Here is a 25,879-nt window from a genome sequence, read left to right as displayed (position 1 = left end):
CGTCGCCAGGTTCGCAGCCGGCGATCCGACCCGCCAGGGCATCGGTATCGCCGGCAGCGGCGGCCAGCCGGTGCGCGCCGCGGGCGACGGCGTGGTGGTGTATTCGGGGTCCGGGCTGGTGGGTTACGGCGAACTGATCATCGTCAAGCACGACGAGCAGTGGCTCTCGGCGTACGGCCACAACCGCGCGCGGCTGGTCAACGAGGGCGAACGCGTGCGCGCCGGCCAGCAGATCGCCGAGATGGGCCGCAGCGGCGCCGCCCGCGACATGCTGCACTTCGAGATCCGCCACAACGGCAGGCCGGTCGATCCGCTCGGATACCTGCCGCGGCGTTGAATGCCGCGCAAGACCGCGGTGGCTGGCGTTCCCGGCCAGGATCCGACGATCGCGCGATGACCGCGGCTTCCGTCGCGCAACAGCGGCATGCCCAGCGCCGCCGGTGCGCGGATGCCGCCGACCTCGCGACGATGTCCGTGCGGATCCGCCGATTCCCGACCATCCATGGCGAGAATGCGAGTGTTCATCCCGCCAGGATGAATCCCGCCACGACCCGTCGTCCCTCGCCGGCCAGCACCTGGTAGGTACGCGCCGCGGCGGCGTTGCTCATGCTTTCCAGGCCGATCCCGCGCGACAGGCAGGCGGCCGTTACCGCCGGCGGCGGGAAGACCTGACCCGCGCCGGTCCCGAGCAGCACCAGTTCCGGCGCCAGCGCCAGCAGCGGCTCCAGGTCGGCCGGGACCATGGCCGCCGCGTCGCGCACCGGCCAGTCCTCGACCAGCGCGTCGGGGGCGACGATGAAGCTCGTGCGCAGCTCGCGGTCGTTGACCACCGCCGAGCCGCCGGCGGCGGCGCGCAGGAAGAATTCGAAATCGGGGTTTTCGAGGGTGAGCTGCATGAACGGAGATTCCGGCGGCGCCCTGCCGGGCGCCCGACCTGGACATGGTAGCGCCGCGCAGGTGCGGTCCGCGGAGGCGGCGCCGACGGAAGGCGGGTGGGAGCGCGCGACCGCGTACGCGGCCTGCGGACTACGGCCGCGGCAGCACGATCTGGCGTTTGTCCTTCGATGGCCGGTAGAGCACCGCCACGTTGCCGATGCGCTGGACCAGCGCAGCGGCGCAGCGGGAGGCCAGGTCGGCGACCATCGCGTCGCGGGCCTCGCGGTCGCCGGCCATCACCTTCACCTTGATCAGCTCGTGGTGCTCCAGGGCGCCGTCCACTTCGGACACCACTGCGCCGGTCAGTCCCTTGCCGCCCACCTGCAGGATCGCCTTGAGCCCGTGGGCCTGACCGCGGAGAAATCTGGACTGTGCGGCGGTCAGGGCGATACTCATGCGGTGCGACGGGAACGTAGGGGCCTGCAGGGTATCATGGCGCCCCGAATGCCCCAGCGGCCGCCACCGCCCCTGCCGATGCCCCTTTGCCCCGATCCGCCGGTCCCCAGTCCCCTGCCGCGTGCCCCGCGCCGGGCGCGCGCCGGTGCCGGGACCGGTCCCCGGCCGGGACCGGGACGGGGCTGATCGTGGCATCGCGCAGCAAGAGCAGCCAGCGCTGGCTGAAGGAGCACTTCTCCGACCCGTACGTGAAGCGGGCACAGGCCGAGGGCTTGCGCTCGCGCGCCGCGTACAAGCTCGAGGAACTGGTCGCCCGCGACGGTCTGCTCAGGCCGGGAATGACCGTGGTCGACCTGGGCGCGGCGCCCGGAGGCTGGTCGCAGTGGGTGCGGCAGGCGATGGGCGAGCGGGGCCGGGTGGTCGCGCTGGACATCCTCGACATGCCCTCCCTGGCGGGGGTGGAGTTTCTTCATGGCGACTTCAGGGAAGATGCGGTCTTATCTTCCCTTGAGACGCTGCTCGGCGGTGACCCGGTCGACCTTGTGTTGTCGGACATGGCCCCCAACAAGAGTGGCATGGACGCGGTGGATCAGCCGCGGGCGATGCACCTGGCGGAACTGGCGATGGAGTTTTCCGACCGCCACCTGCGTCCGGGCGGCGCCTTCTTGATCAAGCTGTTCCAGGGCGTGGGGTTCGACGACTACGTCCGGGAACTGCGACGCCGTTACGACAGGGTGTCGATCCGCAAGCCCTCGGCGTCGCGCCAGCGTTCGCCGGAAGTCTATGCCCTGGCCCAGGGCAAGCGGGCACAGATGAAGTAGCATGGCGCCGAAGCGCCCGAGAAGGAATCCATGAACGATCTGGTCAAGAATCTGATGCTCTGGGTGATCGTCGCCGTCGTGCTGATGGTGGTGTTCCAGAGCTTCAGCCCGCGCACCGCAGGCACCGAGGAGGTGGTGTACTCGCAGTTCATGGAGGAGGTGCGGGCCGACCGCATCGGGAAGGTGGACATCGCCGAGGACGAGCGGACCATCACCTTCCAGCGCAAGGACGGCGCCACCGGCACGGTGATCGCGCCGCGCCGCGACGAACGCATGGTCGACGACCTGATCAACCACAACGTCGAGATCAAGCAGGAGCGGCCGTCCACCGGCCCGTCGCTCGTCTACATCCTGATCAACTTCCTGCCGGTCCTGCTGATCATCGGCTTCTTCTTCTTCATGATGCGGCAGATGCAGCAGGGCGGCGGCAAGGGCGCGATGTCCTTCGGACGCTCGCGCGCCAAGCTGCTCAGCGAAGACCAGTCGAAGATCACCTTCGCCGACGTCGCCGGCTGCGACGAGGCCAAGGAAGAGGTGGAGGAGCTGGTCGAGTTCCTGCGCGACCCGTCCAGGTTCCAGAAGCTGGGCGGCAAGATCCCGCGCGGCGTGCTGATGGTCGGTCCCCCCGGCACTGGCAAGACCCTGCTGGCCAAGGCCATCGCCGGCGAGGCCAAGGTGCCGTTCTTCTCGATTTCCGGCTCCGACTTCGTCGAGATGTTCGTCGGCGTCGGCGCCAGCCGCGTGCGCGACATGTTCGAGCAGGCCAAGAAGCACGCGCCGTGCATCATCTTCATCGACGAGATCGACGCCGTCGGCCGCCACCGCGGCGCCGGCCTGGGCGGCGGCCACGACGAGCGCGAACAGACCCTCAACCAGCTGCTGGTGGAGATGGACGGCTTCGAGGGCGGCGAGGGCGTGATCGTGATCGCCGCGACCAACCGTCCCGACGTGCTCGACCCGGCGCTGCTGCGCCCGGGCCGCTTCGACCGCCAGGTCGTGGTCGGGCTGCCCGACGTCAAGGGCCGCGAACAGATTCTCAAGGTGCACATGCGCAAGGTGCCCCTGGACGAGGACGTGAAGCCGCTGGTGGTGGCACGCGGCACCCCGGGCTTCTCCGGCGCGGACCTGGCCAATCTGGTCAACGAGGCGGCGCTGTTCGCCGCGCGCGAGAACGCCCGCGAAGTGCGCATGGAACATTTCGACCGCGCCCGCGACAAGATCCTGATGGGCGCCGAGCGCCGCTCGATGGCGATGAGCGAGGACGAGAAGACGCTGACCGCCTACCACGAGGCCGGCCACGCCATCGTCGGCCGCCTGGTGCCCGAGCACGACCCGGTCTACAAGGTCACGATCATTCCCCGCGGCAGGGCCCTGGGCGTGACCATGTACCTGCCCGAGGGCGACAAGTACAGCTTCAACCGCACCGCGATCGAGTCGCAGCTGTGTTCGCTGTACGGCGGCCGCGTCGCCGAGGAGCTGATCTTCGGCGAGGACAAGGTCACCACAGGCGCCTCCAACGACATCGAGCGCGCGACCAAGATGGCGCGCAACATGGTCACCAAGTGGGGCCTGTCGGACGAGATGGGGCCGATCGCCTACAGCGAGGACGAGGACGAGGTGTTCCTCGGCCGCTCGGTGACCCAGCACAAGTCCGTCTCCGACGACACCGCGCGCAGGATCGACGAGGTGGTGCGCGGGATCCTCGACAAGGCGTACGGCCGCACCACCAAGATCCTCACCGAGAATCTCGACAAGCTGCACGTGATGGCCAAGCTGCTGCTCGAGTACGAGACCATCGACGTGCCGCAGATCGATGCGGTCATGGAAGGCCGCGATCCGCCGCCGCCGATCGGCTGGAACCGCCCCGGCAGGGACGACGGCGACCAGGGCGGAAACCGCCCGCTGCCGCCGATCGGCGGTCCGGCGGAGCAGACCTGAGCAAGAGTCGAGCGGCGGGACGGGCGCAGCCCGCTGCACGGCGTGCAGGAGGGGACTCATGAGCGATCCCGGAAAGCCCGATGGATTCACCCGTTTTCCGCTCGGCCTCGGGCTCGGACTGGCGGTGGGCGTCGCCATCGGCGTGGCGCTGGACAACGTCGCCATGGGCATCGGCATCGGCCTGGCGATCGGCTTGGCCTTCGGTATCGCCCTGCACGGCGGCCGGTCGAAGCGGGACGGCGACTGAATGTTCGACGTCGTTCCGCAGCTCGACTGCGCCGGCCGCGTGCTGAAGCTGGACCGGGCGCGGGTGATGGGGATCGTCAACGTCACCCCGGACTCGTTCTCCGACGGCGGCGCGCATGCCGACGCCGCCGCCGCCGTCGCGCATGGGCTGCGGCTGGCGGAGGAGGGGGCGGACCTGCTCGACGTCGGCGGCGAGTCGACGCGGCCCGGCGCGGAGAACGTGCCGCTCGAGGAGGAACTGCGGCGTGTGGTGCCGGTGGTCCGGCGCCTCGCCGCCGAAACCGCGCTGCCGATCAGCATCGATACCTCCAAGCCGGAAGTGATGCGCGCCGCGGTCGACGCCGGCGCCGGGATGATCAACGACGTCTACGCGCTGCGCCGCGAGGGCGCGCTCGACGCCGCGGCTTCGCTGGGCGTGCCCGTGGTGCTGATGCACATGCTCGGCGTCCCGGGATCGATGCAGGACGCGCCCGCGTACGACGACGTCGTCGCCGAGGTGCACCGTTTCCTCGCCGAGCGCATCTTCGCGGCGGAGATGGCCGGGATTCCCCGGGCGAGGATCGTGGTCGATCCCGGTTTCGGCTTCGGCAAGGACGGCGGCCACAATCTGCTGCTGCTGGCGCAGCTGCGGCGCCTGTGCGAACTCGGGACGCCGCTGCTGGCGGGGCTCTCGCGCAAGCGCACCATCGGCGAGACGACGGGACGCGCGGAGCCGGCTGCGCGCGTGCACGGTTCGGTGGCCGCGCACCTGATCGCCGTACAGCGCGGCGCCAGGATGGTGCGCGTGCACGACGTCGCCGCCACGGTGGACGCGCTGCGGGTGTGGGAAGCGGTCGCGGCGCAGCCGGAGCCGCGGGCGTCCGCCGCCGCGCCGGCCTGGCCGGACGACGCCTGACGCGCTGGCGAGAATCTCGCCAGACCGGGCAGGGGGCGCGCCGCGCCGCCGCCGCCCGCACTTGTCCACAGCTTCGCCCGCGTACTTGTCCACAGTCGCTGTGGATGATTCGGGCTGAAGTCGGCGACGCGGTGCGTTAGGCTGGTCCATTCGCGCCGCGATCCGGACGCGCGCCCACGCCCACCAGAGGAGCCCTTCGCCCATGCTGGCAGCAAGCACGCCGCTCATCGTCATGTTCACCATCTACCTCGCGGCGATGGTGCTGATCGGCTTCGTCGCCTGGCGCTCGACCAAGAACTTCGACGACTACATCCTCGGCGGGCGACGCCTGGGACCGGGCGTGACGGCGTTGTCGGCCGGGGCCTCGGACATGAGCGGCTGGCTGCTGATGGGCCTGCCGGGCGCGATGTACCTGGGCGGCCTGTCCGAAGCCTGGATCGCCCTCGGCCTGGTGAGCGGCGCGTGGCTCAACTGGAAGTACGTCGCCGGCCCGCTGCGCGTCTACACCGAGCGCACCAGCAACGCGCTGACCCTGCCGGACTTCTTCACCAGCCGCTTCCAGGACCGCGGCCGCGCCCTGCGGGTGCTTTCGGCCACGGTGATCCTGGTCTTCTTCGCGGTCTATTGCGCATCCGGCGTGGTCGCCGGAGCGCGCCTGTTCGAGAGCGTGTTCGGCATGCCCTACGCGCAGGCGATCTGGTGGGGCGCCGCGGTGACCATCCTCTATACGCTGGTCGGCGGATTCCTCGCGGTCAGCTGGACCGACACCGCGCAGGGCACGCTGATGTTCTTCGCGCTGCTGCTCACGCCGGTGATCGTGCTGATGCACGTCGGCGGTTTCGAGGCCGGCATGGAGGCGATCGGCAACGTCGATCCGTCGCGGCTCGACTGGTTCCGCGGCGGCCAGCTCGGCTGGATCGGCGTCGTCTCGCTGCTGGCGTGGGGGCTGGGCTACTTCGGCCAGCCGCACATCCTGGCGCGCTTCATGGCCGCCGACAGCATCGCCACCATCCCGGTCGCGCGGCGGATCGGCATGGGCTGGATGACCCTGTGCCTGGCGGGGTCGCTGACCGTCGGCTTCCTCGGGATCGCCTACTACGCCGCCAACCCCGGCGCGGCCGGGCCGGTCGAGGCCAACGCCGAGCGCGTCTTCATTAGTCTGGTCGAGCAGCTGTTCAACCCCTGGGTGGCTGGCATCATCCTCTCGGCGATCCTGGCGGCGGTGATGAGTACGCTATCCAGCCAGCTGCTGGTCTGCTCGAGCGTGCTCTCCGAGGACTTCTATCGCGGCTTCCTGCGCAAGCAGGCGGGGCAGTACGAGCTGGTCTGGGTCGGCCGGGCCAGCGTGCTGCTGGTCGCACTGCTGGCGCTGTGGCTGGCGCGCGATCCGGACAGCCGGGTGCTGGGACTGGTGTCGTACGCCTGGGCCGGCTTCGGCGCCGCGTTCGGCCCGGTGGTGCTGTTCTCGCTGTTCTGGCAGCGCATGACCCGCAACGGCGCCCTCGCCGGAATGGTGGTCGGCGCCGCCACGGTGATCTTCTGGAAGCAGGTCGCGATCGGCCGTTTCGGCTTCGAACTGTACGAGATGGTGCCGGGCTTTGCGGCGGCCACGGTCGCGATCGTCGTGGCCAGCCTGCTCGATCGCGAGCCGCCGCGGGAGATCCAGGCGACCCACGAGCAGGTACGGCTGTCGCTGCGCGAGACCGGTTACTGAGCCCGGGGTCGCTTGTCGATGCGCCATGCTCCAGCGGCGTCGGCGGGCGCTAGAACCACTCCTGCAACGAGATGCCGAGACCGATGTAGGTGGCGCGGTGGTTGTAGTCGATCAGGCTCTCGCCGTAGCCGTCGAACAGCTGCACGTGGCCGCGGAACGCGCGGTGGATCGGGAAACCCCAGTCGAACTGCAGCGCCCCGTGCGAGCGGTCGCCGCCGCGCAGCGAGTGGCGCGCCATCAGCGAGAACTGGTGGCCGCCGCGTACGTGGACCAGGGTGAGGTCGCCGCGCCCCATGTAGTCCTCGATGTCGGGATTGTCGTCGTCGTTGCCGTCCGAGATGCGGACCCATGGCCGGACCATGAGCGCCCAGTCCTCGCGATCGAAGCCGAAATTGAACATCACCCGGTTCCAGCTGCGCGACAGCGGATCCTCGCGCCCGTTGGACTGGTGGTTGATGCCGACCGCCGACATCCGGCCGCGCCAGCCGCCCGGCAGGCGATAGCCGTTGCGGAAGACCAGCAGCACCTCGGGCTCGTAGTTGGTCTCGCGGAACGGACGCGAGGCATCGTTGTTGTAGACCTGCCAGCGCGAGCTCTGGGTATAGCCCATCCACAGGTCGCCGTTGTCGCCGATCAGGTTCTCCAGCGCCTTGGTCTTGAAGCTGATCTGGAACTTGGCCTCGAGGTTGTCGAGCGCGGCGGGGTCGGTGACGGTGTTGTCCGGATTGGGCGAGCGCGGCGCGGGATTGGCGTCGGTGGTCCAGAACGCCGGCAGCAGGTAGACCGGCTTGTAGGCGCGGAAGTTGAACAGTCCGAGCTTGGAGTCGCGCGCCAGCTCCCAGCGGGTGTCGAGCAGCGAGCCCTTGCCGACGTTGGCGATCGCGGCTCGGATCGGGTCGCCGTCGTCGTGGACGAAGAGTTCGGACAACCGACTGCCCGCCCGCCCGGGGGCTGCGTCGGGGAGCGCCGCTTCGTCCTCTCGGTCCGCAGACACGGTGGCCGCCTGGCGTTCCAGCTGCGCGCGTTCGGCGGCGGCATCGGCCGCGGCGGGGTCGAGAGCGGTCCGCTGCATGGCCTCGTCGTAGCAGGCCAGGCGCATCGAATCGTTTTCGATGCCGGCGCACGCCGCGAGCGCCGTGGCCGGCTCGGCGGCCCGGGCGATCCATGGCGCGAGGGCGAGGGCGAGGGCGGCGGCGGCGAGGTTGCGGGTCATCGGGAATCCTCAGGTGAACCAGGCCAGGGCGAAGATGCCGATCATGGCGCAGGCGAGCATGAGCTTGAGCGCCACCGCCACGACGATGCCGATCCAGGTGCCCGCGCCGACCCGCGTGGCGTGGCCGAAGCCGCGCGGATCGATCCGGCGCCGGTGCAGCAGCTCCCCGATCATCGCGCCAGCGAACGGCCCGACGAACACGCCGACGATGCCGAAGAACAGGCCCGCGAACGTCCCCACCACCGCGCCCACCAGCGCGGTGCGGCTGGCGCCGACCCGCTTGGCTCCCATCGCCGTGGCCCAGAAATCGACCAGCACCGAGAGCAGGGTCAGCACGCCCAGCGCCACCAGCGCCATCGGACCGACCTCGGCGAAGCCCCCGGCCCATGCGGCGAGCACCATGCCGGCGAACACCAGTGGGAGGCCGGGCAGGGCCGGGAGGACCGTGCCGGCAAGGCCGGCGAGCACCAGCACCAGCGCGATCGCGTACCAGATGGACTGCGGTTCCATGGCTCTCCAGGAGGGGACGGGCGGTCGCGGGATGCGGCCGGGAAGGGCCGTGGAGCGGGATTGCATTCTGGCAAATGCCGGGGTAATTTTCTCGCGCTGTGTTTGTCAAGGCCACCTGAAACGTGGCCTGGGCGCAGTCGATCCGCGCTTGCAGCGTCTCTGGTCCGCTACATCGTGGTTCCCGCATCCTCCTTGCAACCAGCCGCCGGCAACGGTGTCCGTCGATCCTACAGAGCAGCGATCAGTTCCAGGGAGTGATGCGCATGTCAGACCGCGAAATCGGTACCGTGAAATGGTTCAACGACGCCAAGGGCTTCGGCTTCATCAGTCGCGAGAGCGGCGAGGACGTCTTCGTGCACTTCCGTGCGATCCAGATGGAGGGCTTCAAGAGCCTGAAGGAAGGGCAGAAGGTGAGCTTCGTGGTGGTCCAGGGGCAGAAGGGCCTGCAGGCGGACGCGGTCGAATCGGCCTGATCCGGCATGCGCCGTCTCGTAAAAAAACCCGGCCTCGCGGCCGGGTTTTCTTGTGCTCTGGGGGACCGATCTCAGCGCGCGTAGGCCCGGCCGTTCTGGACCCTCACGTAGGTCCCCTCGCGGAGACCGCCGACCTCGGCCTGCGACAGCACCATCGTGCGGCCGTCGTCCATGCGCACGTGCACGTTGTACATGCCGCTGCCCTCGACGCGGTTCTGGATCGCATTGCCCGCCACCGCGCCGGCGATCGCGCCGCCGGCCGTCGCGACGTTGCGGCGGCCCTCGCTGTCGGTGTTGCGGCGCGCCAGTTCCTTGCCGGCCACTGCGCCGACCACGCCGCCGAGCAGCGGACCGGCGACGTTCGGCTTGCCGTCGGTGGTGCGGTCGATGCGGGTCACGGTGCCGCAGTCGTAGCAGGAGGTGCCGTAGCCGGATTGCGGGGCGCTGCCGTATCCGCTGCCGTACCCCGGGGAAGTGCTGGCACAACCGGCCATGGCAAGGGCGGCTGCGATCGCTGCGGTGCCGATCAGTCGGGTCTTCATCGCGTTGTTCTCCGGAATGGGATATCGGGGAGGGGGCCGGCGCTGGGCCGGTGCTCCACCATCGCGAGCGTAGAAGCGTCTTCGTGAACACGCCGACAATTCCGGCCCAGCCGGCGGCCGGGGGGCGGCGCGGTGCAGCCGGGGTTCAGCGCGGTGCCGCCGGGCCGCGGTCAGCCGCGGAAATCGCGGTGGCAGCCGCTGCAGGACTCGCCGATCTCCTTGGCCGTGGTGCCGAGCCCTGCACAGTTGAGCGGCGGCGAGGCCAGGGCGCCGTCGAGGGTGGCGCGCATGGCGCTGGCGTGCTGCGCGAAGCGGCGATCCTCGCGCAGCTTCGGGAACGCGGGCTCGAGATTGTCGCTCATGGTGCGCAGCGCGCGCAGGTGCGGAAGGATATCGGTGGCGCCACAGCGGTTCTCGTCGACGCGGCTGCGCAACTGGCCCAAGTGCCACTGCTGCACGTGCATCACGCTGTCGGGAAAGTGGTCGGCGCGGGCTTCGAGCGCGCGCACGATCATCACCGTGGCGACTACGCCGACCAGCAGGCCGAGCAGGAACAGGAACAGGTAGCGGCCGGCCGCGGACGGCCTGCGGGTGGTGTCGATGTCGTCGGACGGGTTCGACATGGCTGGCTCCGTGCGTTCGGCTTGCTGCCGCGAAGGCGAACATAGCATGCCGGTCGTTGGCCGGCCGCCGCTAGACTATGCGGATGGAACAGGACTGGGGCGACCGCTTCTCCGGCATCGACCGGCTCTACGGGCGCGGCACGGTGGCGCGGCTGGCGGGCGTGCGGGTGGCGGTCGTCGGGCTGGGCGGGGTGGGTTCGTGGCTGGCCGAGGCGCTCGCGCGCAGCGGCGTGGGCCACCTCACCCTGATCGACGCCGACGACCTGTGCCTGTCCAATACCAACCGGCAGCTCCCGGCGCTGCTCGGGCAATATGGCCGCGGCAAGGCGGAGGCGATGGCGGAGCGCTGCCTGGCGATCAGCCCGCGCATGCAGGCGGAGCCGGTGGCGGCCTTCCTCACCCCGTCGAACCTCGACGCGCTGCTGGACCGCAGCTTCGACCTCGTGGTCGACGCCTGCGACAGCTTTCGCACCAAGGTCGAGGCGATCGCCTGGTGCCGCCGCCGCAGGCGGCCGGTGATCACGGTCGGCTCCGCGGGCGGCAGGGTCGATCCCACCCTGGTGCGGGTGCGCGATCTGTCGCGCACCGAGCACGACGCGATGCTGGCGCTGGTGCGCAAGAAGCTGCGCGCCGAGTTCGGCTTTCCAAGAGGACCGAAACGCTACTTCGGCGTGCCGGCCGTCTATTCGCTGGAGAACGTGCGCTACCCGCAGGCGGACGGCAGTGTCGGCGGGCTGCGGCCGCGACTGGACCCGGATGCCGCGCTCAAGCTCGACTGCGGCGCAGGCCTGGGTGCGGCGACGCACCTCACCGGTGCGTTCGCCTTCGCCGCCGCGGGCCGGGCGCTCGAACTGTTGCTGCGACGAAAGGCCGCGGCCGCCGCGCCGGCCGGCGACGCCTGAGCGGGGCGGCGCCGCCCTACGCGGCCGCCTCGTCCAGCCCGAACAGCCGTTGCGCGTTCGCGCTGGTGGCGGCCGCCAACCGGTCCGGATCTTCGCCGCGCAGTTCCGCCACCGCGTCCAGCACCCGGGTCAGGCGCGCCGGTTCGTTGCGCTGTCCGCGGATCGATGCATCGGGCTGGTCCGGGGCGTCGGTCTCGAGCAGCAGCCGTTCGATCGGCATGGCGGCCACGATGCGATGCAGGCGCTTCGCCCGCGCGTAGGTCAGCGGCCCGCCGAGGCCGATCATGAAATCCATCTCCCACAACTGGCGCGCCTGCTCCTCGCTGCCGGCGAAGCTGTGCACCACACCGCGCAGCCCGCCGACGCGGCGGATCGCCACGATCACCGCTTCCACCGCGCGGCGGGCATGGAGGATCAGCGGCAGATCGAACTCGCGCGCCAGCCGCAGCTGGCCCTCGAAGAAGCGCTGCTGGGCATCGCGGTCCAGGCCCTCGACGTAGTAGTCCAGCCCGCACTCGCCCACGGCCACCGGCCGCTCGTGCGCCAGCCAGTCGCGCAGCGTGTCCAGGTGCTCGGGGCGATGGTGCTCGAGGAAGGTCGGGTGCAACCCGTAGGCGGGATGCAGGCCGGAATGCGCGGCGCAGACGTCGCGCAGCTTCGGCCAGGCCTCGGCGTGGGTGGCCGGAACGACCTGGCGGGCGACGCCGGCCGCCACGGCGCGCGCGACCACCGCGGCGCGATCGCGGTCGAACTCGCCGGCATCGAGATGGCAGTGGCTGTCGACGAGCGCGGAAGCCACGGGAACCTCAGCGGCGACGCGTGGCCTCGCCGTCGATCGGCGGGCGCCGCGGCTTGCCGTCGTCCGCGCCGGCGCCGCGATTCTTCCAGTTCGCCAGCAGCAGCGTGCCGAGCCCGAGCAGCAGTTCGTCGACCAGGGGGATCGGGTCCGGAACCAGCAGGGTCAGCACGAACAGCCCGGCGGTGACGCCGAACAGCCGCGGGTAGCTGAGCCGGCCGAACCAGCGCATCAGCGGGGCGAAGAGGAGGGAGCGCATTGCCGGTTTCCGTATTGGATGCGGATCACGCTATCACGGCCGCGGTGCCGGCAATGTTCACGGCCGACTCAGTTTGGCGGGGCGCAGGCGGCCCTCTGTTCAGGTTGGAAATGTTCGAATCGCATCGACGAATGGGGGGATCGCCCCGAGGAGCGCGACATGAAGAACAACACCCTGGCAATCGCACTTGCGTCTCTCCTGGTCGGCGGCGTCGCCGTGGCCGCGTTCCAGAACAACAGCCGCGATACCGGCGCCGAGGCGGATGCCGCGCTCTCCGGCGACGCGGCGATCGAGGATGCCATCGCCGAGGACGGCGCCGGCCGCCTCGAGTACGCCGAGGTGCTGGACGTCGCGGCGGTCACCGAGCGACAGGATCTCTACGCCACCGTGATCGGCAGCGAGCCTGTGCGCGAGACCACCACCAGCAGCTCGCCGCGGCAGGTCTGCGAGGACGTGGTGGTGCAGGAACGCCTGCCCGAGCGCGACGGCAACGTCGGCGGCACCGTGGCCGGCGCGGTGATCGGCGGCCTGGTCGGCAACCAGGTCGGCGGCGGCAACGGCCGCAAGCTGGCCACCGCGGCCGGCGCCACAGCCGGCGGCTTCATCGGCAACCGCGTCGACCGCAACCACGTCGGCGGCCGGGTGGTCGAGCGCGTCGACCGTCAGTGCCGCACGGTGCAGGACACCTCGCAGTCCTCGCGGGTGGTCGCGTACAACGTGACCTACCGCGATCCGGACGGCAGCACCGGCACCTTGCGTACCGACAGCAAGCCGGCGGAGAAGATCAAGCTCGGCACCGAGGACGTGCCGGTGGCGTGGGACGTGACCTACCGCTACGACGGCCGCGAGCGCACCGTGCGCATGGCCCAGGAGCCGGGCGAACGCCTGCCGGTGCTGGATGGCCAGGTGGTCACCCAGACCGCGGCGCTCGACGACGGGACCACGCGCCAGTAGGCAGGGCCGCGCGTCCGGCCTTGGCGCCGGGCGCCGGGACGCTACGCAGGGGCCGGAGCGATCCGGCCTCTGCCGCGTGCGGGGCGTCCCGCCGGCGGAGCGATACAATGGGGGTTTCCCCAACGACTCCGCGCCCATGGCCCTGCATCCCTACGATCTCTACGACGTCCGTTCCCTGCTCAGCGACGAGGAGCGCGCGGTCCAGGACAGCGTGGCGCGCCTGGTCGACGAGCGCGTGCTGCCGATCATCGGCGATTGCTTCGACCAGGGGCGATTCCCGAAGGAGCTGATTCCGGAACTCGCCGGCCTGGGCCTGCTTGGCGCCACCCTGCCGGAGGAATACGGCTGCGCCGGCCTCAACGCGGTGAGCTATGGGCTGATCTGCCAGGAGCTGGAGCGCGGGGATTCCGGCATCCGCAGCTTCGCCAGCGTGCAGTCCTCGCTGTGCATGTACCCGATCTTCGCCTACGGCAGCGAGGAGCAGCGCAAGCGCTGGCTGCCGGACATGGCCGCCGGCAAGGTGATCGGCTGCTTCGGCCTGACCGAGCCGCACGGCGGTTCCGATCCGGCCAACATGAAGACCCATGCGAAGCGGGATGGTGCGGACTGGGTGGTCAACGGCTCGAAGATGTGGATCACCAACGGCAATCTGGCCGACATCGCCATCGTCTGGGCGCAGACCGACGACGGCATCCAGGGCTTCGTGCTGGAGAAGGACTTCGCCGGATTCACCGCCCAGGAAATCAAGCACAAGATGAGCCTGCGCGCCTCGGTGACCAGCGCGCTGTACTTCGACAACGTGCGCGTGCCGGAGGCCAACCGACTGCCGAGCGCGAAGGGCCTCAAGGGGCCGCTCGGCTGCCTGAACCAGGCGCGCTACGGCATCACCTGGGGGCCGATCGGCGCCGCCATAGCCTGCCTGGACGAGGCGCTGCGCTATTCGAAGGAGCGCATTCTGTTCGACCGCCCGGTGGCCGCCACCCAGAGCGCGCAGCTGAAGCTGGCGGATTGGGCCCGGCGCATCACAGCCGCGCAGCTGCTGTCGCTGCAGCTGGGGCGGCTGAAGGACGCCGGGAAGATGCAGCCCACCCAGGTGTCGCTGGCCAAGTGGAACAACTGCCGCATGGCGATCGACATCGCCCGCGAGGCCCGGGACCTGCTCGGCGGCGCGGGCATTACCACCGAACACTGCCCGATCCGCCATGCGCTCAACATGGAGTCGGTGATCACCTACGAGGGCACCGAGACGGTGCACCAGCTGGTGGTCGGGCGCGAGCTGACCGGCATCAGTGCGTTCTGACGCCGGGAGCGGAAGCGGGGCACGGCCGGAAGCCGGACGGCTCGTTCGCTCCTCGTCTCCATTCCCAGCCTTCCGTTCCCTCGACCGCAAGCGAACAGGCAACGCCCGATGACCGACCTGCAGATCGAAACCGAGCGACTGGTGCTGCGCCTGCCGCGCATCGAGGATTTCGAAGGCTATGCCGAGCTGATGGGCGACGAAGTGGCGACGCGCTACATCGGCGGCCGCCTGCCGCGTCCCGCCGCGTGGCGCAAGTTCCTGCAGATGCCGGGCGCGTGGGCGCTGCAGGGGTTCGCCATGTTCTCGATCGTCGACCGCGCCAGCGGCGAATGGCTGGGCCAGGCGGGGCCGTGGCGGCCGGAAGGCTGGCCCGGCAACGAGGTCGGCTGGTCGCTGCGGCGCGCTGCCTGGGGCCGCGGCTACGCGCACGAAGCCGCCGTCGCGGCGATCGACTGGGCGTTCGACCGGCTCGGCTGGGCGGAGGTCATCCACTGCATCGATCCGGACAATGCGGCTTCGCAAAAGCTCGCCGAACGACTGGGGTCGCGCAGACTGCGGGCCGGCCGGCTGCCGGCCCCGTTCGAGGAGGTGCCGGTCGACGTCTGGGGACAGACGCGCGAGCAATGGCGGGCGCAGCGGCCGTGAGCGGCGGCCGACGGCGGTCCGGACCAGCGACGCGGGCACCGGAGCCCCTGTAGAGCCGAGCTTGCTCGGCTGCGCGGTCCCCGAAGCCGATAGCAGCGGAGCAAGCTCCGCTCTACGCGAGCAGGACGCGGCGGTTGCGACGGACCCTGCGCCAAGGCAGCGGGTCTCGTCTTGCAACATGACCGCACTGGGGCCGGCTGCTAAGGTGCCGCACGTTCTTGGACGGGAGGCGCCGGCGTGCAGTCGAACGCGGTGGAGCAGGCATCGGGCTGGCACCGCCGTCTCGCGCGATGGGCCGGGCCGCCGCTGGGCCTGCTCGCGTTCCTGCTCATCCCGGAGGCGGGAGCCGGAGGCCTCGCCATCGAGGGCCGCATGACCGCCGCGGTCGCGGTGTGGATGGCGGTGTGGTGGCTGGGCGAGGCCTTGCCGCTGGCGGCGACGGCGCTGCTGCCGGTGGTGCTGTTCCCGCTGCTCGGCGTGCTGTCGCCGGCCGAGGCCGCGCGCCCGTACGCCAGCGACATCATCTTCCTGTTCATGGGCGGCTTCATGCTCGGCCTGGCGATGGAGCGCTGGGGCCTGCACCGGCGGATGGCGCTGCGCATCCTGCTGATGGTCGGCACGTCGCCGCGGCGGCTGGTCGCGGGGTTCATGCTCGCCACGGCCTTCCTCAGCATGTGGATCTCCAACACCGCGGCGACGATCATCCTGCTGCCGGTCGGCCTGTCGGTGGTTGCGATGCTGATGCGCGACGGGACCGAGGTGCCCGGGCACGAGGGCCGGGCGTTCGCCACCGGCCTGATGCTGGCGATCGCCTACGCGGCCTCGATCGGCGGTTCGGCCACGCTGATCGGATCGCCGCCGAACCTGGTGGTGGCCAGCTACGCGCGCGAACGGCTGGACTGCGACATCACCATGCTGTCGTGGATGCGCTTCGGGGTGCCGGTGATGCTGGCGTTCCTGCTGCTGGCGTGGCTGTACCTGACGCGGATGGCCTTCCCGGTGCGGATCCGCAGGCTGCCGCAGGGCGGGGAGGAGATCCGGGAGATGCTCGGCGGGCTCGGGCCGATGGGCCGCGGCGAAAGAGTCGTGCTGACGGTGTTCGCGCTCACCGCCGCGGCGTGGATCTTGCGGCCGCAGCTGGCGGCCTGGTCCGGCCTGCCCGGGTTGACCGACGCGGTGATCGCGATGGCCGGGGCGCTGTCGCTGTTCCTGATCCCGGCGGGCGGGGGCCGGGCGACTCTGGACTGGGAGACGGCGGTGCGCCTGCCGTGGGGGGTGCTGGTGCTGTTCGGGGGCGGGCTGGCGCTGGCGGCGGCGATCGGCGCGCACGGTGTTGACGGGTTCATCGCCAGCGGGCTGTACGGGCTGGCCGGCGCGCCGATGCTGCTGGTGGTGTTCGCGGTGGCCGTGCTGGTGATCTTCGCCACGGAGCTGACCAGCAACACCGCGATGGCCACCGCCTTCACTCCGGTGCTGGCGGCGGTGGCGCTGGGGCTGGGGGTGCCGGTGATGCCGCTGCTGGTGGCGATCGGGCTGGGGGCGAGCTACGCCTTCATGCTGCCGGTGGCCACGCCGCCGAACGCGATCGTGTTCGGCTCGGGGCACGTGGGCATCGGCCAGATGGCGCGCACCGGCATCGTGCTCAACATCGTCGCGGTGGTGCTGGTGACGCTGGCGGCGGGCTGGGCGGGCACGGGGCTTTGCGCGGGCTGAGAGGGTGTCGGGGGCCGCGTGCGAGTGGCCCGGCGGGCCTGATCGGTTCCCGGGGGGCGGCAGTCCGGNATTTCGAGTCGCTCCCCGATACTCGCTTGGTCGAAATCCCGCCGGACTGCCGCTGGACACGGCGCAGGGTGGTGGCCCACCGAAGCGTCGGCGGTCCGAGGAGGGCGCGCAGGATACGAACCGTTGTAGGAGCGGCCCGTGGCCGCGAAGGCAGCGGGTGGCTCCGGTCGGGTCGGCGGAGATTCCCGATGCACCCGGGCGCGCCGGCTTTCGCGTGCATGGCACGCTCCTACGGCGACGCCCCGGCATAGCCGGGCGCTGGCGGCCGCCCGTGCTCCGGGTGTAGGACAATAGCCAGCTTCGACCGCCGCCTACGCACACGATGACCTTCCGCCCCGTGCCCGATCCGATCCCCGCGCGCATGCGCGGCCTCAACCGCGCCGAGATCTGCGACGTCAACTTCAGCGAGTTCGTGCGCGACTGGCAGCGCCCGGTGGCTGCGGCCCCTGCGGGCGATGCCCCGGTGCTTCCCGGCAGCGCGCTGGATGCGCGGGGCCTCGTCGAACTGCTCGAGTCGCAGCTCATCAGCCGCCACCTCGACCTGATGGCGCGCGTGCTGCGGGTGCAGAACAAGGTCTTCTACACCATCGGCTCGAGCGGCCACGAAGGCAATGCCATGGTCGCGCGCCTCACCCGCCATACCGATCCGGCGTTCCTGCACTATCGCAGCGGCGGTTTCATGGCCGAGCGCTTCCGCAAGCTGCCGGGCATGGACCCGGTGATGGATTCTGCGCTGTCGTTCGCCGCCAGCAGGGACGATCCGGCCAGCGGCGGGCGCCACAAGGTGTGGGGCAGCAAGCCGCTGTGGGTGCTGCCGCAGACCTCGACCATCGCCTCGCACCTGCCCAAGGCGCTGGGCACCGCGATCGCCATCGAGCAGGGCCGGCGCATCGGTCATGCGCTGCCGGTCCCGGACGACAGCATCGTGGTGTGCTCCTTCGGCGACGCCAGCGCCAACCACGCCACCGCGCAGACCGCGTTCAACGCCGCCGCCTGGACCGCCTACCAGCGCCTGCCGGCGCCGGTGCTGTTCGTCTGCGAGGACAACGGCATCGGCATTTCGGTGAAGACGCCGGACGGCTGGATCGCGCGCAGCTTCGCCGGCCGTCGCGACCTCGACTATTTCGCGGCGGACGGGCTGGATCTCGCCGCGGGCTACGGCCAGGTCCGGCAGGCGGTGGAACACTGCCGACGGACCCGGCGCCCGACTTTCCTGCACCTGCGCACCACCCGGCTGATGGGCCATGCCGGCACCGATTTCGAGATCGAGTGGCGCGCGATCGCCGAGCTGTGCGCGGTCGAGGCCGCCGATCCGCTGCTGCGTTCGGCGACCATCGCCCTGGAGTCGGGGCTGCTGTCGAAGGAGGCGCTGCTGGCGCTGTACGAGGACACCCGCCGGCGCTGTTTCGCCGCCGTCGAGGAGGCCGACCGCCGTCCGCGGCTGACGACGCTGGAGGATGTGGTCGCGCCGCTCGCGCCGTACACGCCGGACCAGGTGCAGGGGGAAGCGGAGCGCTTCGACCACGCGGCGGCGCGCGCGGCCGTGTTCGGGGGCGAGGACAAGCTGCCGGAAAAGCTGGCGCCGCGGCATCTGGCGATCCAGATCAACAACGCCCTCCACGACCTGTTCGCCAAGTATCCGGAGGCGCTGCTGTTCGGCGAGGACGTGGCGCAGAAGGGCGGGGTGTACACCGTGACCAAGGGCCTGCAGAAGGCCTTCGGCGCGCGCCGCGTGTTCAACACCCTGCTCGACGAGACCACCATCCTCGGGCTGGCCCAGGGCTGCGCCAACATGGGCATGCTGCCGTTCCCGGAGATCCAGTACCTGGCCTACTTCCACAACGCCTGCGACCAGATCCGCGGCGAGGCCGCCAGCCTGCAGTTCTTCAGCAACGGCCAGTACCGCAACCCGATGGTGATGCGGATCGCCTCGCTCGGCTACCAGCGCGGTTTCGGCGGGCATTTCCACAACGACAACTCGGTCACCGCGCTGCGCGACATCCCCGGACTGGTGATGGGTTGCCCGTCGCGCGGTGACGACGCGGCGATGATGCTGCGCACCCTGGCGGCGATGGCGAAGGTGGACGGGCGCGTCTGCGCGTTCCTCGAACCGATCGCGCTGTACATGACCAAGGACCTGCACGCGCCCGGCGACGGCCAGTGGCTGACCCCGTATCCGGAGCCCGACCGGGCGCTGGCGTTCGGCGAGGAGCGCGTGTACGCGCCGGAGGCGGCGGACCTGGCGATCCTGACTTTCGGCAACGGCGTGCCGATGAGCCTGCGCGCCGCGCGCGCGATCGAGGCGGCGCACGGCTGGAAGGTGCGGGTGGTCGACCTGCGCTGGCTGCTGCCGCTCAACGAGGCGGCCATCGCCCGCCATGCCGGCGAGTGCGCGCGGACGATCGTGGTCGACGAGGGGCGGCGCAGCGCCGGGGTCGGGGAGGGCATCCTCACCGCCATCGTCGAGGCCGGCCTGGGCGACCGGCCGCTGCGGCGGGTGGTCGGCGCCGATACGTTCACGCCGCTGGCGGGCGCGGCGTTCCTGGTGATTCCTTCCGAGCAGGAGATCGTCGCCGCCGCCGCGGAGCTGGCGGCGCCGCCGGCGACAACGCCTGCGTAGCCGTAGCGCAGCGAACCGGAGCCCGCCCATCGCCGAAGCGATGCTTCGCCCGCGATGCGGGACCGTTGCAAGCGCGGGCGCATCCGGGAGGGATGCGCCCGCCCGCGCCCGTCAGTCGGCGAACTGCACCCGCACCTCGACGCGGCGGTTCGGCGCCAGGCAGTCGATCACCTCCTGGCCGCGATCGCCCTCGCACTCGACCACCGGTTCGACGCTGCCGCGCCCTACCGCGGTGATGCGGTCCTCCGGGACGCCGCGATCGATCAGGTATTCGCGAACGGCAGCGGCGCGCTGCGTGGACAGCCGCAGGTTGCCCTGGGCGCTGCCGATGCGGTCGCTATGGCCGATCACGTGCACGACCTCAAGCGCGCGGCCGGAGGTGAGACGGGTGGCCAGGTCGTCCAGCGCCCGCTGGCCTTCCGGACTGAAGTCGTCGAGGCTGGACTTGCCGAAAGCGAACAGCCCGTCGGCGGCCAGCTTTTCCAGGAACGACGAGGGAGCCAGGGCCGGCGCCTCGGGTTCCGGCGGCGGCGGCGGCGGCGTGGTGGTGCAGGCGGACAGCGCGAGTGCGGCCGCGGCGACGGCCGTGAGTGCGAGATTGCTCTTCATTTCCCCTTCCTCTGGATGCGATAGCAGACGACTGCCTGATTCGACCCTCGCGGCGGCCCTCGCCGCGCGCCGCGTCCGGTGGCGTGGTTGCCTTCCGGGGCGGCGGCGGAGACGACCGTACGACGGCTTCCCCCTGGTCCGCGAGCATAGCAGCGGACCATGCCGCGGGATCAAGCGCGGATCCGCCGGGACATCCCGGGCCCGGTAGCCCGGCTCCGGACGCCGCCGGCGCGGGCCATAGGCGCGCACGACGCTGCCGCCGGAGGCGCGCCGGGGCGGCGGTCAGCGCGCCAGACCCTCCAGCAGCGGCTGCGGAACGCAAGGCGCGCCGTCCACGGCCAGCGAATCGTCGGAGCGTTCCAGCGGCAGCACCGCGAGCAGTTCGCCCGCCCCGCTGCAGACCACCCGCCCGAGTTCCTTGCCCCCGGCCGTCACCGCGCTGCCGGAAGCGATCTCCGCCTCGCAGGCCAGCCGCGCCAGGCCGCGCTTGGCCTGGCCGAGGAAGTGCGTACGCGCCACGATCTCCTGGCCCGGGTAGCAGCCCTTCTTGACGCTGTAGGCGACCAGGCGCTGCAGCGAGAGTTGCTGCGGCGTCCATTGCCCGGCCTGGGCCGCGTCCAGCCGGGGCCGGCCATGGGCGAGGTCGAAGGCGTTCCAGCGGGCGAGGGCGTCCGCGTCCTCCGCGGCGGCCGCTTCGCCGATCGCCAGGGTGCGCGCACCGGCCGGCGTCCCGAAATCCAGTTCGATGCCGGCTCCTTCGCCGCCGTCGAACGCCGCCCCGCGCGCGCGGTCAGGCGCGGCGAACGCACCGGCGGCGTGCAAGCCATCGACGATGCGGATCCGCACTTTGCTGCGGAACACGAAACGGCTCAGGGCTTCGGCGAATCCCGCCGACGCGGCATCCGCCAGCAGCAGCCACAGCCGTTCGTCCTCTTGCTTGAGCAGGGCGAACAGCGCCGTCACCCGGCCTTTCGGCGTCAGCCAGCCGTTCCATTGCCAGTGGCCGGGCGCGAGCGCGGCCACGTCGTTCATGAACTGCGCCTGCGCGAACTTCGCCGCATCGCGCCCTTCCAGGGTGAGCACGGCGTGATCGGGAATGGCGAAAAAATCGCCTCCGGCGGGCGTCGACTTGTGGGACATGGGGGCGGGACTTAAACTTCGCGGCGTGAAAGACCCGGCCATGATAGGTGAAAGCGCCCCCGCCACGGATCGTGCGCAGGTGGAAAAGCCCGTTGCGCGGCCGGCGCCGCCGGAATCCGGCGGTCGCGAGGGCCCCGAGCCGACCCGCTACGGCGACTGGGAAAAGAACGGCCGCTGCATCGATTTCTAGGCCGTAGACTCAGCCATGCCAGTCCAGCCACGCGGCCAGCGCCGCCCAGCGAGGAGTCCCGCACGACGATGACGAACCGCGAACGCCCCCTGTCGCCGCACCTGCAGGTGTACCGCTGGCAGATCACCATGACGATGTCGATCCTGCATCGGACTACCGGCATCGCGCTCGCGCTCGGCGCGTTCGGCCTGGTGTGGTGGCTGCTGGCCGTGGCCCGCGGCGGCGACGCCTACGCCGCCGCCGCCGACTGCCTGGCTTCGCCGCTGGGCATGCTCGCGGCGTTCGGTTTCTCGCTGGCGCTGGTCTACCACCTGCTCAACGGTATCCGCCACCTGCTGTGGGATTCGGGCTGGGGCTTCGAATTGCCGGAAGTCTACCGCTCCGGCTACGCGGTGTTCGCCCTGACCGTGGTGCTGACCGCGCTGATCTGGGTCTTCGCCCTGCGGGGTGGAGCATGAGCGAGGCGAAGCTGGAGCGCGCCCCGGCGCGGCGCGATTTCCGCAGCCCGATCGGCCGCGCCCGCGGCATGGGCTCGGCCAAGTCCGGTACCGGGCATTTCTGGTGGCAGCGGGTCACCGCGGTGGTGCTGGCGCTGCTGGTGCCCTGGCTGGTCGGCACCCTGGTGTCGCTGATCGGTGCGGACCTGGAGACCGTGCGCGAGGTGCTGGCGCGGCCCTGGAACGCGACGTTGATGGCGGTGTTCGCGCTGTCGATGTTCTGGCACACCCAGATGGGGCTGCAGGTGGTGATCGAGGACTACGTGCACGCGCGCGCGGTCGAGGTCGCGCTGCAGTTCGTGGTCACCTTCCTCTGCGTGGTGGCTTCGCTCGCCGCGCTGTACGCGATCGGCCGCATCGCGTTCCTGGCCTGACGCCTGCACAAAGGGTCCCGATGACTTCCGCGTACAAGATCACCGAACACAAGTACGACATGATCGTGGTCGGCGCCGGCGGCGCCGGGCTGCGCGCCACTTTCGGGCTGGCGGCCAAGGGCCTGAAGACCGCCTGCATCACCAAGGTCTTCCCGACCCGCTCGCATACTGTGGCGGCGCAGGGCGGCATCTCCGCCGCGCTCGGCAACATGGGCGAGGACGACTGGCGCTATCACTTCTACGACACGATCAAGGGCTCGGACTGGCTGGGCGACCAGGACGCGATCCAGTACATGTGCCGCGAGGCGATCCCGGCGATCATCGAGCTCGAGCACCAGGGCGTGCCGTTCTCGCGCACCGAGGACGGCAAGATCTACCAGCGCCCGTTCGGCGGCATGACCACGCACTACGGCAAGGGCACCGCGCAACGCACCTGCGCCGCGGCCGACCGCACCGGCCACGCGATGCTGCACACGCTTTACCAGCAGTCGCTCGCGCACGACGCGCGCTTCTTCGTCGAGTACTTCGCGCTCGACCTGATCATGGACGAGGAGGGCGCCTGCCGCGGCGTGCTGGCGCTGGACATGGCCGAGGGCACGCTGCACCTGTTCCGCGCCCACGGCACGGTGCTCGCGACCGGCGGCTACGGCCGCGCCTATTTCAGCTGCACCTCGGCGCACACCTGCACCGGCGATGGCGGCGGCATGGCGCTGCGCGCCGGGCTCGGCCTGCAGGACATGGAGTTCGTGCAGTTCCATCCCACGGGCATCTACGGCGCCGGCTGCCTGATCACCGAGGGCGTGCGCGGCGAGGGCGGGATCCTGCGCAACGCCGAGGGCGAGCGCTTCATGGAGCGCTACGCGCCCAATGCCAAGGACCTGGCGAGCCGCGACGTGGTCAGCCGCTCGATGACCATCGAGATCCGCGAGGGTCGCGGCGTGGGCGATCGCAAGGACCACATCCACCTCGACCTCACCCACCTCGATCCCGACGACATCCACGAGAAGCTGCCGGGCATCGCCGAGACCGCCAAGATCTTCGCCGGCGTCGACGTCACCCGCCAGCCGATCCCGGTGCTGCCCACCGTGCACTACAACATGGGCGGCATTCCCACCAACTACCACGGCGAGGTGGTGCAGCTGCGCGACGGCGATCCGGACGCGGTGGTGCCGGGGCTGTACGCCATCGGCGAGGCTGCGTGCGTCTCGGTGCATGGCGCCAACCGCCTGGGGTCCAACTCGCTGCTCGACCTGGTGGTGTTCGGCCGCGCGGTGGCCGAGCGCTGCGCCACCACCATCCGCACCGGCCAGTCGCACAGGCGCCTGCCCGAAGACGCCTGCGACCGCGCCCTGGCCAACCTCGACAGGGTGCGCAACGCTGCCGGCGACACCCCCACCGCGGCGATCCGCGACAACATGCAGCGCACCATGCAGGAGGACGCCGCGGTGTTCCGCACCGGCGAAACGCTTGCGGCCGGTGTGAAGAAGATCCGCGAGATCCATGCCTCGTTCGCGGACGTCAAGGTCACCGACCGCTCGATGGTCTGGAACTCCGACCTGGTCGAGACTCTGGAGCTGCAGAACCTGCTCGGCCAGGCGCTGGCCACCATCGTCTCGGCGGAGAACCGCACCGAATCGCGCGGCGCCCATGCGCGCGAGGACTACGGCGACCGCGACGACGAAAATTGGCACAAGCACAGCCTGTGCTGGGTGAGCGACGAGGGCGAAACCTTCATCGGCTATCGCCCGGTGCACATGTACACCCTCGACGACGAGGTCGAGGTCGTGCCGCCGAAGGCGCGGGTGTATTGAAACCGGGAATCGGGAATCGGGAGTGGAGAATGGCAAGAGCAAGAACATCGCCATGAGATTCCCGGACTCCTGCTTTTGCGATTCCCGATTCTCCATTCCCTATTCCCGGACGTAGTCCAATGGCCGAATTCACCCTCCCGAAGAACTCGAAGATCCAGAAGGGCCGCCACTTTCCGGCGCCGGCCGGGGCCAAGCGCGTGCGCAGCTTCAAGGTCTATCGCTGGAGCCCGGACGACGGCCGCAATCCGAGCACCGACACCTACGAAATCGACCTCGACCAGTGCGGGCCGATGGTCCTGGACGCGCTGATCAAGATCAAGAACGAGATCGACCCGACGCTGACCTTCCGCCGCTCCTGCCGCGAGGGCATCTGCGGCAGTTGCGCGATGAACATCGACGGCACCAACACCCTGGCTTGCACCCGCGCGATCGAGGATTGCGGCAAGGGCAACGGCGAGGTGCCGATCTACCCGCTGCCGCACATGGACGTGGTCAAGGACCTGGTCCCCGACCTCACCCACTTCTACGCCCAGTACGCCGCCATCAAGCCCTGGCTGCGCACCCAGAGCGCGCCGCCGCCGGATCGCGAGCGGCTGCAGTCGCGCGAGGACCGCGCCAAGCTCGACGGGTTGTACGAATGCATCCTGTGCGCCTGCTGCAGCACCAGCTGCCCGAGCTACTGGTGGAACGGCGACCGCTACCTCGGCCCGGCGATCCTGCTGCAGGCCTACCGCTGGATCATCGACAGCCGCGACGAGGACACCGGCGCGCGCCTGGACGACCTCGAGGATCCGTTCCGGCTGTATCGCTGCCACACCATCATGAACTGCACCCGCACCTGTCCCAAGGGCCTGAACCCGGCCAAGGCGATCGGCGAGATCAAGCAGATGATGCTGGCCCGGCGCGGCTGAGCGGGACACGGGCGCGCACCGCGCCCGCGCACCGGTGCCGGCGCCTCGGCACCACCGACAGGGCGCCGGCGCCCGCTTGGGGGAACCGATGGAGATCCAGCCGATCCTGCTGCCCGGCCTGGCGATGGTGGCGCTCACCTTCGTGGTGATGACGGTGATGTACCGGCGCCGGGTGGCGCAGATGCTGCGCGAGCGGATCCACCCGCAGGCCGTGGCCACCTCGACCCAGGCCGCTGCGCGGCTCACCGACTGCACCGCCGCCGACAACTTCCGCAATCTGTTCGAGCTGCCGGTGCTGTTCTACTTCGCGCTGGCCTCCGCCGCGCTGACCGGCCAGGCGACGGTCGCGGTGCAGGCCCTGGCCTGGGCCTTCGTCGCGCTGCGCATCGTTCACAGCGCGATCCACTGCGGCTACAACAAGGTCATGCATCGCTTCCGGGCCTACCTGCTCGGCGCGCTGGTGCTGCTGCTCCTGTGGCTGCGCCTGGCCTGGGGCCTGCTGGCCGCATGAGCGGCGGCGGCGACCTGGGCCGTCTGCGCTGGCGCTGCCGCCGCGGCATGCGCGAGCTGGACGTGCTGTTCACGCGCTACCTCGACCGCAGCTGGGCGGCGGCCTCCGACGGCGAACGCAGGCTTTTCCTACAGCTTCTGGACGGCGAGGACGATAGGCTCTGGCGCTGGTTCATGGGCTACGAGGCCGTTGCCGATGTCGAACTCGACGCGCTCGTCAGGCGGATCCGCGAGCTGCCCTGATCGCCCGGAGCGTGCGCCCGCCGGTCCTG

The 25,879-nt window shown here is 70.6% G+C and carries 30 protein-coding genes; 20 read left to right on the top strand and 10 right to left on the bottom strand.

Annotation, left to right across the window (positions count from 1 at the left end; genetic code table 11):
• Window positions 1-337 (top strand): murein hydrolase activator EnvC family protein (locus tag H0E84_RS11745; RefSeq protein ID WP_180678831.1); only part of this gene is annotated, 337 nt, incomplete at its 5' end.
• A gap of 184 nt (window positions 338-521) precedes the next feature.
• On the opposite strand, the gene H0E84_RS11740 is transcribed toward H0E84_RS11745, so the two are convergent.
• Window positions 522-896 (bottom strand): Mth938-like domain-containing protein, encoded by a 375-nt coding sequence (locus tag H0E84_RS11740; protein WP_180678830.1) that lies wholly within the window; start codon window positions 894-896, stop codon window positions 522-524.
• A 130-nt stretch (window positions 897-1,026) separates the two neighbouring features.
• Window positions 1,027-1,332, bottom strand: coding sequence for a ribosome assembly RNA-binding protein YhbY (yhbY, locus tag H0E84_RS11735; protein ID WP_180678829.1), 306 nt, complete (start codon window positions 1,330-1,332; stop codon window positions 1,027-1,029).
• Window positions 1,333-1,520: 188 nt separating this feature from the next.
• On the opposite strand from yhbY, the gene rlmE reads away from it, so the two are divergent.
• The 5 genes from rlmE to putP all read left to right on the top strand — a co-directional run bounded on the left by rlmE (window position 1,521) and on the right by putP (window position 6,946).
• The gene (gene rlmE, locus H0E84_RS11730) at window positions 1,521-2,153 is read left to right on the top strand and encodes a 23S rRNA (uridine(2552)-2'-O)-methyltransferase RlmE (protein ID WP_180678828.1); all 633 of its coding nucleotides are present in this window, start codon (window positions 1,521-1,523) and stop codon (window positions 2,151-2,153) included.
• Between the two features lie 30 nt (window positions 2,154-2,183).
• Window positions 2,184-4,091: an ATP-dependent zinc metalloprotease FtsH gene (ftsH, locus tag H0E84_RS11725; RefSeq protein ID WP_180678827.1), complete on the top strand. Its 1,908-nt coding sequence runs from the start codon at window positions 2,184-2,186 to the stop codon at window positions 4,089-4,091.
• A 58-nt stretch (window positions 4,092-4,149) separates the two neighbouring features.
• Window positions 4,150-4,338 (top strand): glycine zipper domain-containing protein, encoded by a 189-nt coding sequence (locus H0E84_RS11720; protein WP_180678826.1) that lies wholly within the window; start codon window positions 4,150-4,152, stop codon window positions 4,336-4,338.
• Window positions 4,339-5,232 (top strand): dihydropteroate synthase, encoded by an 894-nt coding sequence (folP, locus tag H0E84_RS11715; protein WP_180678825.1) that lies wholly within the window; start codon window positions 4,339-4,341, stop codon window positions 5,230-5,232.
• Between the two features lie 202 nt (window positions 5,233-5,434).
• A complete protein-coding gene (gene putP, locus H0E84_RS11710; RefSeq protein WP_257644191.1) occupies window positions 5,435-6,946 on the top strand; it encodes a sodium/proline symporter PutP in 1,512 nt (503 codons plus the stop codon).
• 49 nt (window positions 6,947-6,995) lie between these two features.
• Here putP and H0E84_RS11705 read toward each other — a convergent pair whose 3' ends face one another.
• Entirely contained in the window at window positions 6,996-8,159 is a 1,164-nt protein-coding gene (locus H0E84_RS11705; RefSeq protein WP_180678824.1) for a phospholipase A, read from the bottom strand.
• Between the two features lie 9 nt (window positions 8,160-8,168).
• Entirely contained in the window at window positions 8,169-8,669 is a 501-nt protein-coding gene (locus H0E84_RS11700; RefSeq protein ID WP_180678823.1) for a DUF456 domain-containing protein, read from the bottom strand.
• Window positions 8,670-8,932: 263 nt separating this feature from the next.
• Between H0E84_RS11700 and H0E84_RS11695 the strand changes: the two genes are divergently transcribed.
• Window positions 8,933-9,142, top strand: a complete 210-nt coding sequence (locus H0E84_RS11695; protein WP_425600487.1) for a cold-shock protein — start codon at window positions 8,933-8,935, stop codon at window positions 9,140-9,142.
• 71 nt (window positions 9,143-9,213) lie between these two features.
• Here H0E84_RS11695 and H0E84_RS11690 read toward each other — a convergent pair whose 3' ends face one another.
• The gene (locus H0E84_RS11690; RefSeq protein ID WP_180678821.1) at window positions 9,214-9,684 is read right to left on the bottom strand and encodes a glycine zipper 2TM domain-containing protein; all 471 of its coding nucleotides are present in this window, start codon (window positions 9,682-9,684) and stop codon (window positions 9,214-9,216) included.
• Between the two features lie 170 nt (window positions 9,685-9,854).
• Window positions 9,855-10,307, bottom strand: coding sequence for a hypothetical protein (locus H0E84_RS11685; protein WP_180678820.1), 453 nt, complete (start codon window positions 10,305-10,307; stop codon window positions 9,855-9,857).
• Between the two features lie 83 nt (window positions 10,308-10,390).
• On the opposite strand from H0E84_RS11685, the gene H0E84_RS11680 reads away from it, so the two are divergent.
• Entirely contained in the window at window positions 10,391-11,209 is an 819-nt protein-coding gene (locus tag H0E84_RS11680) for a tRNA threonylcarbamoyladenosine dehydratase (protein ID WP_180678819.1), read from the top strand.
• Between the two features lie 16 nt (window positions 11,210-11,225).
• Here H0E84_RS11680 and H0E84_RS11675 read toward each other — a convergent pair whose 3' ends face one another.
• Entirely contained in the window at window positions 11,226-12,008 is a 783-nt protein-coding gene (locus H0E84_RS11675; protein ID WP_180678818.1) for a TatD family hydrolase, read from the bottom strand.
• Window positions 12,009-12,015: 7 nt separating this feature from the next.
• The gene (locus H0E84_RS11670; protein WP_219339712.1) at window positions 12,016-12,264 is read right to left on the bottom strand and encodes a DUF6116 family protein; all 249 of its coding nucleotides are present in this window, start codon (window positions 12,262-12,264) and stop codon (window positions 12,016-12,018) included.
• A gap of 159 nt (window positions 12,265-12,423) precedes the next feature.
• On the opposite strand from H0E84_RS11670, the gene H0E84_RS11665 reads away from it, so the two are divergent.
• The 5 genes from H0E84_RS11665 to H0E84_RS11645 all read left to right on the top strand — a co-directional run bounded on the left by H0E84_RS11665 (window position 12,424) and on the right by H0E84_RS11645 (window position 19,565).
• Window positions 12,424-13,218 carry a glycine zipper 2TM domain-containing protein gene (locus H0E84_RS11665; RefSeq protein ID WP_180678817.1) on the top strand — a complete coding sequence of 265 codons (795 nt, stop codon included), beginning with the start codon at window positions 12,424-12,426 and terminating at the stop codon, window positions 13,216-13,218.
• 136 nt (window positions 13,219-13,354) lie between these two features.
• Window positions 13,355-14,518: an acyl-CoA dehydrogenase family protein gene (locus tag H0E84_RS11660; protein ID WP_180678816.1), complete on the top strand. Its 1,164-nt coding sequence runs from the start codon at window positions 13,355-13,357 to the stop codon at window positions 14,516-14,518.
• Between the two features lie 108 nt (window positions 14,519-14,626).
• A complete protein-coding gene (locus H0E84_RS11655; protein ID WP_180678815.1) occupies window positions 14,627-15,163 on the top strand; it encodes a GNAT family N-acetyltransferase in 537 nt (178 codons plus the stop codon).
• A gap of 237 nt (window positions 15,164-15,400) precedes the next feature.
• Complete coding sequence (locus H0E84_RS11650) at window positions 15,401-16,876, top strand: DASS family sodium-coupled anion symporter (RefSeq protein ID WP_180678814.1); 1,476 nt, start codon at window positions 15,401-15,403, stop codon at window positions 16,874-16,876.
• A 391-nt stretch (window positions 16,877-17,267) separates the two neighbouring features.
• Window positions 17,268-19,565, top strand: a complete 2,298-nt coding sequence (locus tag H0E84_RS11645) for a thiamine pyrophosphate-dependent enzyme (protein WP_180678813.1) — start codon at window positions 17,268-17,270, stop codon at window positions 19,563-19,565.
• Between the two features lie 111 nt (window positions 19,566-19,676).
• Here H0E84_RS11645 and H0E84_RS11640 read toward each other — a convergent pair whose 3' ends face one another.
• Window positions 19,677-20,174: an OmpA family protein gene (locus H0E84_RS11640; RefSeq protein WP_180678812.1), complete on the bottom strand. Its 498-nt coding sequence runs from the start codon at window positions 20,172-20,174 to the stop codon at window positions 19,677-19,679.
• A 282-nt stretch (window positions 20,175-20,456) separates the two neighbouring features.
• On the bottom strand, window positions 20,457-21,314 hold the full coding sequence (gene ygfZ, locus H0E84_RS11635) for a CAF17-like 4Fe-4S cluster assembly/insertion protein YgfZ (protein WP_180678811.1): 858 nt from the start codon (window positions 21,312-21,314) through the stop codon (window positions 20,457-20,459).
• Between the two features lie 79 nt (window positions 21,315-21,393).
• Here ygfZ and H0E84_RS20750 point away from each other — a divergent pair, with 79 nt between their 5' ends.
• The 7 genes from H0E84_RS20750 (at window position 21,394) to H0E84_RS11600 (ending at window position 25,850) form a co-directional block, all read left to right on the top strand.
• Entirely contained in the window at window positions 21,394-21,504 is a 111-nt protein-coding gene (locus H0E84_RS20750) for a DUF1674 domain-containing protein (protein WP_425600486.1), read from the top strand.
• A 68-nt stretch (window positions 21,505-21,572) separates the two neighbouring features.
• Complete coding sequence (sdhC, locus tag H0E84_RS11625; protein WP_180678810.1) at window positions 21,573-21,962, top strand: succinate dehydrogenase, cytochrome b556 subunit; 390 nt, start codon at window positions 21,573-21,575, stop codon at window positions 21,960-21,962.
• Entirely contained in the window at window positions 21,959-22,375 is a 417-nt protein-coding gene (gene sdhD, locus H0E84_RS11620) for a succinate dehydrogenase, hydrophobic membrane anchor protein (protein ID WP_180678809.1), read from the top strand. Before sdhC ends, sdhD begins: the two co-directional genes overlap by 4 nt.
• A 20-nt stretch (window positions 22,376-22,395) precedes the next feature.
• Window positions 22,396-24,186: a succinate dehydrogenase flavoprotein subunit gene (sdhA, locus tag H0E84_RS11615; protein WP_180678808.1), complete on the top strand. Its 1,791-nt coding sequence runs from the start codon at window positions 22,396-22,398 to the stop codon at window positions 24,184-24,186.
• 119 nt (window positions 24,187-24,305) lie between these two features.
• Complete coding sequence (locus H0E84_RS11610; RefSeq protein ID WP_180678807.1) at window positions 24,306-25,097, top strand: succinate dehydrogenase iron-sulfur subunit; 792 nt, start codon at window positions 24,306-24,308, stop codon at window positions 25,095-25,097.
• Window positions 25,098-25,185: 88 nt separating this feature from the next.
• The gene (locus H0E84_RS11605; protein ID WP_180678806.1) at window positions 25,186-25,608 is read left to right on the top strand and encodes an MAPEG family protein; all 423 of its coding nucleotides are present in this window, start codon (window positions 25,186-25,188) and stop codon (window positions 25,606-25,608) included.
• A complete protein-coding gene (locus H0E84_RS11600) occupies window positions 25,605-25,850 on the top strand; it encodes an FAD assembly factor SdhE (protein WP_180678805.1) in 246 nt (81 codons plus the stop codon). Before H0E84_RS11605 ends, H0E84_RS11600 begins: the two co-directional genes overlap by 4 nt.
• Window positions 25,851-25,879 lie beyond the last annotated feature (29 nt).

Origin of the sequence: Luteimonas salinisoli (genome assembly GCF_013425525.1) — a bacterium.
Taxonomy (GTDB): Bacteria; Pseudomonadota; Gammaproteobacteria; order Xanthomonadales; family Xanthomonadaceae; genus Luteimonas; species Luteimonas salinisoli.
The sequence above is the reverse complement of the archived record's forward strand: the minus strand, read 5'-3'. Positions and strand labels throughout refer to the sequence as shown.

Excerpts from the sequence above, each read along its gene's own strand:
- H0E84_RS11660 (WP_180678816.1), top strand. The coding sequence starts at position 13,355 with ATGGCCCTGCATCCCTACGATCTCTACGACGTCCGTTCCCTGCTCAGC.
- H0E84_RS11670 (WP_219339712.1), bottom strand. The coding sequence starts at position 12,264 with ATGCGCTCCCTCCTCTTCGCCCCGCTGATGCGCTGGTTCGGCCGGCTC.
- H0E84_RS11605 (WP_180678806.1), top strand. The coding sequence starts at position 25,186 with ATGGAGATCCAGCCGATCCTGCTGCCCGGCCTGGCGATGGTGGCGCTC.
- H0E84_RS11740 (WP_180678830.1), bottom strand. The coding sequence starts at position 896 with ATGCAGCTCACCCTCGAAAACCCCGATTTCGAATTCTTCCTGCGCGCC.
- H0E84_RS11720 (WP_180678826.1), top strand. The coding sequence starts at position 4,150 with ATGAGCGATCCCGGAAAGCCCGATGGATTCACCCGTTTTCCGCTCGGC.
- H0E84_RS11640 (WP_180678812.1), bottom strand. The coding sequence starts at position 20,174 with ATGAAGAGCAATCTCGCACTCACGGCCGTCGCCGCGGCCGCACTCGCG.
- ygfZ (WP_180678811.1), bottom strand. The coding sequence starts at position 21,314 with ATGTCCCACAAGTCGACGCCCGCCGGAGGCGATTTTTTCGCCATTCCC.
- H0E84_RS11695 (WP_425600487.1), top strand. The coding sequence starts at position 8,933 with ATGTCAGACCGCGAAATCGGTACCGTGAAATGGTTCAACGACGCCAAG.
- H0E84_RS11645 (WP_180678813.1), top strand. The coding sequence starts at position 17,268 with ATGACCTTCCGCCCCGTGCCCGATCCGATCCCCGCGCGCATGCGCGGC.
- ftsH (WP_180678827.1), top strand. The coding sequence starts at position 2,184 with ATGAACGATCTGGTCAAGAATCTGATGCTCTGGGTGATCGTCGCCGTC.
- sdhC (WP_180678810.1), top strand. The coding sequence starts at position 21,573 with ATGACGAACCGCGAACGCCCCCTGTCGCCGCACCTGCAGGTGTACCGC.
- H0E84_RS11600 (WP_180678805.1), top strand. The coding sequence starts at position 25,605 with ATGAGCGGCGGCGGCGACCTGGGCCGTCTGCGCTGGCGCTGCCGCCGC.
- H0E84_RS11680 (WP_180678819.1), top strand. The coding sequence starts at position 10,391 with ATGGAACAGGACTGGGGCGACCGCTTCTCCGGCATCGACCGGCTCTAC.
- putP (WP_257644191.1), top strand. The coding sequence starts at position 5,435 with ATGCTGGCAGCAAGCACGCCGCTCATCGTCATGTTCACCATCTACCTC.
- H0E84_RS11705 (WP_180678824.1), bottom strand. The coding sequence starts at position 8,159 with ATGACCCGCAACCTCGCCGCCGCCGCCCTCGCCCTCGCCCTCGCGCCA.
- H0E84_RS11700 (WP_180678823.1), bottom strand. The coding sequence starts at position 8,669 with ATGGAACCGCAGTCCATCTGGTACGCGATCGCGCTGGTGCTGGTGCTC.
- H0E84_RS11665 (WP_180678817.1), top strand. The coding sequence starts at position 12,424 with ATGAAGAACAACACCCTGGCAATCGCACTTGCGTCTCTCCTGGTCGGC.
- H0E84_RS11685 (WP_180678820.1), bottom strand. The coding sequence starts at position 10,307 with ATGTCGAACCCGTCCGACGACATCGACACCACCCGCAGGCCGTCCGCG.
- folP (WP_180678825.1), top strand. The coding sequence starts at position 4,339 with ATGTTCGACGTCGTTCCGCAGCTCGACTGCGCCGGCCGCGTGCTGAAG.
- H0E84_RS11655 (WP_180678815.1), top strand. The coding sequence starts at position 14,627 with ATGACCGACCTGCAGATCGAAACCGAGCGACTGGTGCTGCGCCTGCCG.
- sdhA (WP_180678808.1), top strand. The coding sequence starts at position 22,396 with ATGACTTCCGCGTACAAGATCACCGAACACAAGTACGACATGATCGTG.
- sdhD (WP_180678809.1), top strand. The coding sequence starts at position 21,959 with ATGAGCGAGGCGAAGCTGGAGCGCGCCCCGGCGCGGCGCGATTTCCGC.
- H0E84_RS11610 (WP_180678807.1), top strand. The coding sequence starts at position 24,306 with ATGGCCGAATTCACCCTCCCGAAGAACTCGAAGATCCAGAAGGGCCGC.
- yhbY (WP_180678829.1), bottom strand. The coding sequence starts at position 1,332 with ATGAGTATCGCCCTGACCGCCGCACAGTCCAGATTTCTCCGCGGTCAG.
- H0E84_RS11690 (WP_180678821.1), bottom strand. The coding sequence starts at position 9,684 with ATGAAGACCCGACTGATCGGCACCGCAGCGATCGCAGCCGCCCTTGCC.